The organism is Proluteimonas luteida (assembly GCF_021191695.1).
Lineage (GTDB): Bacteria > Pseudomonadota > Gammaproteobacteria > Xanthomonadales > Xanthomonadaceae > Luteimonas > Luteimonas luteida.
On record NZ_JAIWPT010000029.1, the window covers coordinates 22296 to 32565 of the forward strand.

Below are 10270 nucleotides of genomic sequence, written 5' to 3' on the forward strand. Positions count from 1 at the left end.
TTGGGGATTGGGGATTCGAAAAGGCGGGCAAGCAGACTGCTTTCTCCAATTCCGAATCCCCTATCCCGACTCCCGTTCGTCTGCGTCGTCGTCAGACGACGTAGACGAACAGGAACAGGATCAGCCACACCACGTCGACGAAGTGCCAGTACCAGGCCACGGCCTCGAACGCGAAATGGTTCTCCCTGCTGAAGTGGCCGCGGAAGCAGCGCAGCCAGATGACGATCAGCATGATCGTGCCGAGCGTCACGTGCGCGCCGTGGAAGCCGGTCAGCATGAAGAACGTCGAGCCGTAGATGCCCGAGCCCAGGGTCAGGTTGAGGTCGCGGTAGGCGTGGACGTATTCCTCGATCTGGAAGAACAGGAACACGCAGCCGAGCAGGATCGTCGCGCCGAGGAACACCAGCAGCCGGGTGCGTTGCGCGGCGCGCAGCGCGTGGTGGGCGATGGTGATGGTCACGCCCGAGGCCAGCAGGATCAGCGTGTTGAGCAGCGGCAGGCCCCAGGCCGGGATGGTCTGGAAGCTGCCGCCGACCGCGCCCGGGCCGGACGTCGGCCAGGCCGCGCTGTAGCCGTCCCACAGCACCGAGTTGGTCATCACGCCCGAGCCCTCGCCGCCGAGCCACGGCAGCGCCAGCGTGCGCGCGTAGAACAGCGCGCCGAAGAACGCGGCGAAGAACATGATTTCCGAGAAGATGAACCAGACCATGCCCATGCGGAAGGACACGTCGACCTGCCGGTTGTAGTAACCCGAGACCGACTCGAGGATCACGTCGGCGAACCACTTGAACAGGATCAACGCCAGGCCCGCGGCACCGACGAAGAACGTCGTCCTGCCCCAGCTGGCCTCGTTGAACCAGCTCGCCAGCCCCAGCATCGTGACGAACAGGAACACCGAGGCGAACACCGGCCACTTGCTGTCGTGCGGCACGAAGTAGATGTCGGCGTCTTTGTGCTCGGGATGGACGTGGGCCATGGCGGTATCCGGTTTGCGTGCGGCGGGTGGCGGGGCAGGGTCGAAGCGCGCGTCAGGGCGCGGCCGCCGGCCCCGGGGTTCCGCGTCCGGACGCCGCATGGGCGGCCAGGCGCGAGGTCAGCACATCGTTCTTGAAGAAGGTGTAGGACAGGGTGACGGTGTTGACGTCCTTCGGCAGCGACGGGTCGATGATGAAACGTACCGGCATGTCGCGGGTCTCGCCCGCTTCCAGCGTCTGCGCGGTGAAGCAGAAGCACTCGGTCTTCTGGAAATAGCCGGAGGCGCGCGCCGGCGCCACCGACGGCGTGGCGCTGCCGACGATCGGCCGCGCGCTGTCGTTGTGCGCGTAGTAGGTGGTCTCGTACTGCTCGCCCACGCGCACCTGCATCCGGGTCTGGTTGGGGCGGAACGACCACGGCAGGTGCGAGTTGACGCTGGCGTCGAACTCCACCGTCACCACCCGCGCCTCGTCCGCCGCGGCCGTCGTCGCCGGCGCGACGGCCGCGCTGTTGTCCAGGCGGATGCCGAACACCTTCTCGCAGGCGATGCGGTACAGCGGCACCAGCGAGAAGGTGAAGGCGAAGGCGGCCACCGACACCGCGACCAGCTTGCCGATACCCAGGCCCTTCTTCGCCTGCGCGCTCATCGCCCGATCACTCCCGACAGGATGAAGGCGACATAGATGCCCGCCGCGATCAGCGCGACGATGCCCGCGGTGCGGCGCGCGCGGCGGCGGCGCGCGGCGAGGTCGTCGTTGGCGTCTGGCGTGGGCATGGCGGCCTGCATCGCGTCCGTCGGCTCAGTGGCTGATGTCGTCGTGGGCCAGGTCGCCGGGCTTGATCACCGGTGGCGTGGCGAAGGTGTGGTGCGGCGCGGGCGAGGGCACCGTCCACTCCAGGCCCTTGGCGCCTTCCCAGGCGCGCGCGGCGGCGGGCGCGCCCTTCTTCAGCGAATGCAGCAGGATCGCCGCCATCATGAACGGCGTGACGAACATGCCGAACGCGCCGACCGAGCTGATCAGGTTCCAGTCGGCGAACACGACGTTGTAGTCGGGGATGCGCCGCGGCATGCCGGCCAGGCCGAGGAAGTGCTGCGGGAAGAACAGCAGGTTGACGAACACGATCGTCCACCAGAAATGCACCTTGGCCCAGAACTCGCTGTACATGCGGCCCGACCACTTCGGCCACCAGTAGTACACCGCGGCGATGATGCCGAACAGCGCGCCGGTGACCAGCACGTAGTGGAAATGGGCGACGACGAAGTAGGTGTCGTGGTACTGGAAGTCGGCCGGCACGATCGCCAGCATCAGGCCCGAGAAGCCGCCGATGGTGAACAGGATGACGAACGCGACCGACCACAGCATCGGCGCCTCGAACGTCAGCGAGCCCTTCCACATCGTGCTGACCCAGTTGAACACCTTCACGCCGGTCGGGATCGAGATCAGCATCGTCGCGAACATGAAGTAGATCTCGCCGCCCAGCGGCATGCCCACGGTGAACATGTGGTGGGCCCAGACGATGAAGCTCAGGAACGCGATCGCAGCCGTCGCGTAGACCATCGCCTGGTAGCCGAACAGTGGCTTGCGGCTGAAGGTCGGGATGATCTCGCTGACCACGCCGAACGCCGGCAGGATCATGATGTAGACCTCGGGATGGCCGAAGAACCAAAAGATGTGCTGGTACATCACCGGGTCGCCGCCGCCGGCGGCGTTGAAGAACGAGGTCATGAAGAACTTGTCGGTCAGCAGCATCGTGACCGCGCCGGCCAGCACCGGCATCACCGCGATCAGCAGGAACGCGGTGATCAGCCAGGTCCAGCAGAAGATCGGCATCTTCAGCAGGTCCACGCCCGGCGCGCGCATGTTGAGGATGGTCGCGATGACGTTGATCGCGCCCATGATCGAGCTGATGCCCATCATGTGGATGGCGAAGATCGTCAGCGACACGCTGTTGCCGCCCTGCAGCGACAGCGGCGGATACAGCGTCCAGCCGCCGGCCGGGCCGCCGCCGGGCAGGAACAGCGTCATCAGCAGCAGGGTGAAGGCGAACGGCAGGATCCAGAACGACCAGTTGTTCATGCGCGGCAGCGCCATGTCCGGCGCGCCGATCTGCAGCGGGATCATCCAGTTGGCCAGGCCCACGAAAGCCGGCATCACGCCGCCGAAGATCATCACCAGCGCGTGCATGGTGGTCATCTGGTTGAAGAACGTCGGGCTGACATGCTGCAGGCCCGGGGCGGCGAGTTCGGTGCGGATGATCACGCTCATGCCCGCGCCGATGATGAACATCACGAACGAGAACAGCAGGTACAGCGTGCCGATGTCCTTGTGGTTCGTGGAGAAGAACCAGCGCTGGACGAACCCCTGCTTGTGGGCATGCGTGTCGTGGTGGTCGTGCGCGGCGGTACCGGTATGCGTGGACATGAGCTGCGGGCCTCGGAATCGATCAGCCGGCCGCGGGCGCGGCGGGTGCGGATGGGGTCTGCGCGGCGGCCGGGGCATCCCCGTCCGCCTGCTCAGGTGCCGGCGCGGGCGCGGGCTCGGCCGGTGGCGCGTTCTTCGCCTTCTCGGCGGCGAGCCAGCTGTCGAATTCCTCGCGCGGCAGCGCGCGCACGACGATCGGCATGAAGCCGTGGTCCTTGCCGCACAGCTCGGCGCACTGGCCGCGATAGATGCCCGGCTCGAGGATCTCGGTCCAGGCCTCGTTGACCAGGCCCGGGATCGCGTCCTGCTTCCAGCCCAGCGCCGGCACCCACCAGGAGTGGATCACGTCGTCGGCGGTGACCACGAAGCGGATCTTGGTATCGGTGGGCAGCACCAGCGGGTTGTCGACGTCGAGCAGATAGGCCGGATGCGCGTCGATCTCGGCACGGGTGCTGCCGCGGTTCTGGCGCAGGCGGTCGCTTTCGCGGTCGAGACGGCTGGTGATCGCCACGTCCTCGCCCATGTACTCGTACTTCCACATCCACTGGATGCCGGTCACCTTGACCGTCATCTCCGAGTCGCGGGTGTCGTACATGGCGATCAGCTTCTTGGTCGCCGGCACCGCCATGATGACCAGCAGCACCACCGGCACCACCGTCCAGATGATCTCGGCGGTGGTGTTGTGGCTGAACTGCGCCGCGACCGCGCCCCTGGACTTGCGGAACTTGAACATCGCGTAGGCCATCGCGGCGAACACGATCACGCCGATGGCCACGCAGATCCACAGCGCCAGCATGTGCGCCTCGTAGGCATGCTGCGAGGACGCGGTGACGCCGCGGCCCATGTTGAGCTGCCAGGGCTTGGGATCGGCGGATTGCGCGGCAGCGCCGGCGGACATCGCCAAGGCCGCGACGCCCATCATCCATTGCTTGAAACGACCGGCTTGCATCACATCGAACCCCAAGTGCCTGAGCTGGCGTTGGCTGGCGGGAACGCATCCGTCCTCGCCCCGGCAGGGGCAGAAAATCGTGCGCAGGAGCGGCGGCGTGCTGCGTAAAACCACAGCATCGTAGCCGTGGCCGGCATTTACGGGCAAGCTGGCCCCGGATGCCGCACTGCGGCATTTCCCCGGACGCCTGCCGGCCGCGCTCCGGCCGGCCGGGACCGTGCGCCGCGGCGCCCGCCGGCCGGGGCAGCGTCGCCCCGTTGCGCCGGCGGTTGCCGGGCCGGCCGGTCGCCTGGCGGACGCGGCCTGCCGACGGCTTCCACCTGACCGTTTCGGCCTATCCGGCAGCGCCTGACACGCCCTAGAATCGCGGCCTCGTCTCCGCCTGCCGGATCGCCCCTTGAACGCCAGCCCCCTGCCCGCCGCGCCGCCGGTCCTTCCCTCGTCGCTGCGCGCCGCGATCACCGCGGCCTGGACCCGCGACGAGACCACCCATGTGCGCGAGCTGCTGGCCCAGGCGCGCACCCCGGTGCCCGGCTGGGGCGAGGCCGACCGTGCCGCGATCCAGGCCACCGCCGCCGACCTGGTGCGCCGCGTGCGCCGGCGCGCGCAGGACCAGGGCGCGATCGAGGCCTTCATGCAGCAGTACGACCTCGGCAGCGAGGAAGGCGTGCTGCTGATGTGCGTGGCCGAGGCGCTGCTGCGCATCCCCGACCAGGACACCGCCGACCGGCTGATCCGCGACAAGCTGGGCGAGGCCGACTGGAAGAAGCACCTCGGCCAGTCCGACTCGGTGCTGGTCAACGCCTCGACCTGGGGCCTGATGCTGACCGGCCGCCTGGTCGACCTGGCCGACGACACCCGGCGCAACGTGCACAACGCCTTCCAGCGCCTGATCGGCCGGGTCGGCGAACCGGTGATCCGGCTCGCGGTGCGCCAGGCCATGCGGATCATGGGCCACCAGTTCGTCATGGGCCGGACCATCGGCGAGGCGCTGGCGCGTAGCCGCAAGGGCGCCAATGCCGCGTACCGCTATTCGTTCGACATGCTCGGCGAGGCCGCGCTGACCCAGGCCGACGCCGACCGTTATCTGGAGGCCTACCGCAAGGCGATCGACGCGATCGGCGGCACCGGGCCGTTCGCTGACGAGATCGTTGCGCCGTCGATCTCGGTCAAGCTGTCGGCGCTGCATCCGCGCTACGAGCATGCCAAGCACGAACGCGTACTGGCCGAGCTGGCGCCGCGGCTGCTGGACCTCGCGCAGCGGGCCAGGGACCATCGCATCGGCCTGACCATCGATGCCGAGGAAGCCGACCGGCTGGAACTGTCGCTCGACGTCATCGAGGCCGCGCTGACCGATCCCTCGCTGGCCGGCTGGCACGGCTTCGGCATCGTCGTGCAGGCCTACCAGAAGCGTGCGCCGTTCGTCATCGACTGGATCGCCGCGCTGGCCCGCGCGCACGGCCGGCGCATCCCGGTGCGCCTGGTCAAGGGCGCGTACTGGGACAGCGAGGTCAAGCGCGCGCAGGTCGAGGGCCACCCGGGCTATCCGGTCTTCACCCGCAAGCCCAGCACCGACGTCAGCTATCTGGCCAACGCGTGCCGGCTGCTGTCGGCGACCGACGCGATCTACCCGATGTTCGCCACCCACAACGCGCACACCATCGCCGCGGTGCATCGGATGGCGCAAGCGTTGCTGCCGGACACCTCTCCCTCCGGGAGAGGTCGGAACGGCGCAGCCGTTCCGGGTGAGGGCGCCGCGTCCGAAGTGCCCCCATCCGCCCCTCCGGGGCACCTCGCCTCGCGCCCCAGCCCTGCGGCGCAGCGCGCAGGGCGTTCAGGCATGCACGAGCCAATGGCTCGTGAGCCGCATGCCTTCACCCCGCAGGCGGGGGAAGGGAACCGGCGCAAACAGTATTCATTCGAATTCCAGAAGCTCCACGGCATGGGCGACGACCTCTACGCCGAGGTGATCCCCGCGGACCGCCTCGACGTGCCCTGCCGCGTCTACGCCCCGGTGGGTTCGCACGAGGACCTGTTGCCCTACCTGGTGCGGCGCCTGCTCGAGAACGGCGCCAACTCCAGCTTCGTCAACCGCATCAGCGACGAGGACGTCGCGATCGACGACCTGATCCGCGACCCGGTCGAGGTCGTCGCCGGTTTCGACGCCGTTCCCCACCCCCGCATTCCGCTGCCGGTCGACCTCTACCGCAGCCAGTCGCACGACAGGAGCAATTCCATGGGCGTCAACCTCGCCAACGACGCGCAGCTCGCCGCACTCGCCGAGCAGATCCGGGCCGCGACCGGTCCGTGGACCGCCGCCCCGCTGGTGCCGGGCGCCACGACGTCGGGCGACACCGTGACCGTGACCAGCCCGGCCGATCGCCGCGTGCAGGTCGGCCAGTGGCAGGCCGCCGACAGCGCCACCGTCGAACAGGCATTGCGCAACGCCAGCGAGGCGCACGCGGACTGGAACGCGTTGCCGGCCGCCTCGCGCGCGGCGATCCTCGAACACGCCGCCGACCTGCTGGAGGCGCGCACCGCCGCGTTCGTCGCGATGTGCACGCGCGAGGCCGGCAAGACGATTCCCGACGGCATCGCCGAAGTGCGCGAGGCGGTCGATTTCCTGCGCTACTACGCCGGCGAGGCGCGCCGCCTGTTCGTCGTCGAAGCGCTGCCCGGCCCGACCGGCGAGTCGAACACGCTGCAGCTGTCGGGCCGCGGCGTGTTCGTCTGCATCAGCCCGTGGAACTTCCCGCTGGCGATCTTCGCCGGCCAGATCGCCGCCGCGCTGGTGGCCGGCAACACCGTCATCGCCAAGGCCGCCGAGCAGACCACGCTGGTCGGCCATGCCGCGGTCAGGCTGCTGCACGAGGCCGGCGTGCCCGAGCGCGTGCTGCAGTACGTGCCCGGCGACGGCGCGAGCGTCGGCGCCGCGCTGACCGCCGACCCGCGCGTGGCCGGCGTGGTGTTCACCGGCTCCAACGCGACCGCGCTGGCGATCAACCGCGCCCTGGCCGCGCGCGACGGCGCGATCGGCACCCTGATCGCCGAGACCGGCGGCCAGAACGCGCTGATCGCCGACTCCTCGGCGCTGCCCGAGCAGTTGGTCAAGGATGCGCTGGCCTCCGCCTTCACCTCGGCCGGCCAGCGCTGCTCGGCCGCGCGCGTGCTGTTCGTGCAGGACGACATCGCCGACAAGGTCATCGACATGCTGGCGGGCGCGATGCAGGAACTCACCGTCGGCGACCCCGCGCTGCTGTCGACCGACGTCGGCCCGGTGATCGACGCCGACGCGCTGCGCATGCTCGAAGCCCACGCCGAGCGCATGGCCGGCGAGGCCCGCCTGATCGCGACCACGCCGCTCGGCCCGGACGCCGCGCACGGCACCTTCTTCGCCCCGCGCGCCTGGGAACTGCAGTCGCTGTCGCAGCTGCAGCGCGAGAACTTCGGCCCGGCGCTGCACGTGATCCGCTGGAAGTCCGACCGGCTCGACGCGGTCATCGATGCGATCAACGGCACCGGCTACGGCCTGACCCTGGGCATCCACTCGCGCATCGACGAGACCGTCGAGAGGATCACCGCGCGCGCCCGCGTCGGCAACGTCTACGTCAACCGCAACCAGATCGGCGCGGTCGTCGGCGTGCAGCCCTTCGGCGGCCAGCGCCTGTCCGGCACCGGCCCCAAGGCCGGCGGCCCGCACTACCTGCCGCGCTTCACCACCGAGAAGACCGTGACCGTCAACACCACGGCGGCCGGCGGCAATGCCAGCCTGCTGACGCTGGGCGAGTAGAGCGGAACCTGACTCCCCCGGAGTCCGGCTCCGGGAGAATTCTCCGGCCCAGCAAGCGCGGCGCTACGCCGCCATTTCCCGTAGATGAGGATCTTGTCCCGCTGTCGCGCGTGAGGCTTCCCGGAAGGACGTGATGATCCCAATTTGATTGCATAGCTAATCAAGTGCGGGTAGGATCGGCGTATGTTCGAAAGCTGCCTCTACTTCAACACGGCGGCGTTGGCGCGCCAGCTCGAACGCTGGTGGGCCGCCGCGTTCGCGCCGTTCGGCCTGACGCCGTCCCAGGCCTTCCTGCTGCGGACGGTGCTGCAGCATCCCGGTCTGGCACCGTTCGAGATCGCCGACATGCAGGTGATCGCCCGGCCCACCGCGACCCGCCTGCTCGACGCGCTCGAATCCAAAGGATTGCTGGTCCGCAAGGCCTCGGCGCACGACGGTCGTGCGCAGACGATCCATCCCACGCCCGCTGCGCAAGCGATGCGCGAAGCGCTCAACCAGGCCAGCGCCGGTGCGACCCGGAGAATCAAGCGGCGGATCGGCGACGACGCCTTCTCAGCCGCCGTCGTCGGCGTCCGCAACATCCGGTCCGCAATGGAATGAGCCGCTTCCACTCCGCTTATATAGTTGCATTGCTAATCAAAAGGAACTCGCCGTGCCCATCCTCAAAGTGAAGATCGCCACAACCCAATCCACCGTCCCGGCCGCGGTCGTTGCCTCGACGCTGTCGGAGCTGACCACCCGGATCCTCGGCAAGGATCCGGCGGTCACGTCGATCCTGGTCGAATACGTCGACCCTGCAGACTGGTTCGTGGGCGGCCGCCCGCTGGTCGAACAGGGCAGGAGCAGTATCTACTTCGACATCAAGATCACCGACGAGACCAATACCAAACAGCAGAAAGCCGACTACATCCGCGAAGCATTCGAGGCGTTCTCGCGCCTGTTCGGCGACCTGCACGAGGAGAGCTACATCCATGTCGAGGACGTGCGCGCGGCGGCCTACGGCTATGGCGGCAGGACCCAGGAATGGCGCTTCCACAATTCCGCCTGACCGCGATCGGTGCCGCATCCACGGGACCGGATCCGCGGCAGGAACGTACCATGGCCCTCCCCCACACACGGAACCACGGCCGCCATGGCCTTCGACGCCTTTGCCCTGATCCTGGCGATGCTCGCGCTGGGCATGCTGTTCGCGCGGCTGCGGGTGATGCCCGGCAACGCCGCCGAGGTGCTGAACCTGGTGGTGCTGCATGTCTGCCTGCCGGCGGCGGTGCTGCTGCACGTGCCGAAGCTGCATTTCGACAGCGCACTGTTGGGCCTGGCGGCGACGCCGTGGCTGCTTGCGCTGGCGACCGTGATGCTGGTGCTGCCGCTGGCGCGGTGGCTGCGCCTGCGCCGCGACGAGGCCGCGGTGCTGCTGCTGTGCGTGGCGCTGGGCAACAGCAGCTTCATCGGCTATCCGATGGTCGCGGCCTTGCTTGGCGCCGACGCGGTCGCCTACGCGGTGGTCTACGACCAGTTCGGCACCTTCGTGCTGCTGTCGACGTTCGGGCTGACGGTGATCGCGCGCAGCAGCGGCGACGCGGCGCCGGGCTGGCGCGACATCGTGCGCCGGATCCTGCGCTTTCCGCCGCTGTGGGCGCTGCTGTTCGGGCTGACGCTGATGCCCGAGGCGCCGCCGACGTGGATCGCCTCGGCGCTGGGCAGCCTTGCGGCAGCGCTGCTGCCGCTGGTGATGCTGGCGGTGGGGTTGTCGATCCAATTGCGCATGCCGCGCGACGAACTCCGGCCGCTGGCGGCCGGCCTGCTGCTGAAACTGCTGGTGATGCCGGCGCTGGCGCTGCCGCTGTCGCTGCTGTTCGGCATGCAGGGCACGATGCTGCAGGTCAACGTGCTGGAATCGGCGATGCCCGGGATGATCACCGCGGCGGCGCTGGCGATCGCGCACGGCCTGGCACCGCGACTGGCGGCTGCGCTGATCGGCTACGGCATCCTGATGTCGCTGGTCACGCTGCCGGCATGGGCGTGGCTGCTGGGACGCATCGCATAGGTCCACGCCGCCTTGCCCCACCAACGCCAGAGGTAGGGCGGGTCTCGACCCGCCACGTCGGGCGACACAATGGCGGGTCGAGACCC

Annotated in this window: 9 protein-coding genes; 4 read left to right on the forward strand and 5 right to left on the reverse strand. The window is 68.9% G+C overall.

Going from position 1 to position 10270, the window contains the following annotated elements; all coding sequences use genetic code 11:
• Nucleotides 1-91 precede the first annotated feature (91 nt).
• The 5 genes from LDO26_RS17510 to coxB are packed head-to-tail and all read right to left on the reverse strand — an operon-like array spanning nucleotide 92 to nucleotide 4347.
• The gene (locus LDO26_RS17510) at nucleotides 92-976 is read right to left on the reverse strand and encodes a cytochrome c oxidase subunit 3 (RefSeq protein WP_232132382.1); all 885 of its coding nucleotides are present in this window, start codon (nucleotides 974-976) and stop codon (nucleotides 92-94) included.
• Nucleotides 977-1028: 52 nt separating this feature from the next.
• Nucleotides 1029-1622 carry a cytochrome c oxidase assembly protein gene (locus LDO26_RS17515; RefSeq protein ID WP_232132383.1) on the reverse strand — a complete coding sequence of 198 codons (594 nt, stop codon included), beginning with the start codon at nucleotides 1620-1622 and terminating at the stop codon, nucleotides 1029-1031.
• Entirely contained in the window at nucleotides 1619-1762 is a 144-nt protein-coding gene (locus LDO26_RS17520; RefSeq protein WP_232132384.1) for a hypothetical protein, read from the reverse strand. Before LDO26_RS17520 ends, LDO26_RS17515 begins: the two co-directional genes overlap by 4 nt.
• A gap of 13 nt (nucleotides 1763-1775) precedes the next feature.
• Entirely contained in the window at nucleotides 1776-3398 is a 1623-nt protein-coding gene (gene ctaD / locus LDO26_RS17525) for a cytochrome c oxidase subunit I (RefSeq protein WP_232132385.1), read from the reverse strand.
• A 22-nt stretch (nucleotides 3399-3420) separates the two neighbouring features.
• Nucleotides 3421-4347, reverse strand: a complete 927-nt coding sequence (gene coxB / locus LDO26_RS17530; protein WP_232132386.1) for a cytochrome c oxidase subunit II — start codon at nucleotides 4345-4347, stop codon at nucleotides 3421-3423.
• A 382-nt stretch (nucleotides 4348-4729) separates the two neighbouring features.
• On the opposite strand from coxB, the gene putA reads away from it, so the two are divergent.
• From putA to LDO26_RS17550, 4 genes are all read left to right on the forward strand, one after another.
• Nucleotides 4730-8137, forward strand: coding sequence for a bifunctional proline dehydrogenase/L-glutamate gamma-semialdehyde dehydrogenase PutA (gene putA / locus LDO26_RS17535; protein ID WP_232132391.1), 3408 nt, complete (start codon nucleotides 4730-4732; stop codon nucleotides 8135-8137).
• 183 nt (nucleotides 8138-8320) lie between these two features.
• Entirely contained in the window at nucleotides 8321-8737 is a 417-nt protein-coding gene (locus LDO26_RS17540; protein WP_232132387.1) for a MarR family winged helix-turn-helix transcriptional regulator, read from the forward strand.
• A 52-nt stretch (nucleotides 8738-8789) separates the two neighbouring features.
• Nucleotides 8790-9185 (forward strand): tautomerase family protein, encoded by a 396-nt coding sequence (locus LDO26_RS17545; protein ID WP_232132388.1) that lies wholly within the window; start codon nucleotides 8790-8792, stop codon nucleotides 9183-9185.
• A gap of 84 nt (nucleotides 9186-9269) precedes the next feature.
• Nucleotides 9270-10184 carry an AEC family transporter gene (locus tag LDO26_RS17550; protein ID WP_232132389.1) on the forward strand — a complete coding sequence of 305 codons (915 nt, stop codon included), beginning with the start codon at nucleotides 9270-9272 and terminating at the stop codon, nucleotides 10182-10184.
• Nucleotides 10185-10270 lie beyond the last annotated feature (86 nt).

What these genes read in the sequence shown, in the direction of transcription:
- LDO26_RS17510 (WP_232132382.1), bottom strand. Translation starts at nt 976, where the DNA reads ATGGCCCACGTCCATCCCGAGCACAAAGACGCCGACATCTACTTCGTG.
- LDO26_RS17515 (WP_232132383.1), bottom strand. Translation starts at nt 1,622, where the DNA reads ATGAGCGCGCAGGCGAAGAAGGGCCTGGGTATCGGCAAGCTGGTCGCG.
- LDO26_RS17520 (WP_232132384.1), bottom strand. Translation starts at nt 1,762, where the DNA reads ATGCAGGCCGCCATGCCCACGCCAGACGCCAACGACGACCTCGCCGCG.
- ctaD (WP_232132385.1), bottom strand. Translation starts at nt 3,398, where the DNA reads ATGTCCACGCATACCGGTACCGCCGCGCACGACCACCACGACACGCAT.
- coxB (WP_232132386.1), bottom strand. Translation starts at nt 4,347, where the DNA reads ATGCAAGCCGGTCGTTTCAAGCAATGGATGATGGGCGTCGCGGCCTTG.
- LDO26_RS17540 (WP_232132387.1), top strand. Translation starts at nt 8,321, where the DNA reads ATGTTCGAAAGCTGCCTCTACTTCAACACGGCGGCGTTGGCGCGCCAG.
- LDO26_RS17550 (WP_232132389.1), top strand. Translation starts at nt 9,270, where the DNA reads ATGGCCTTCGACGCCTTTGCCCTGATCCTGGCGATGCTCGCGCTGGGC.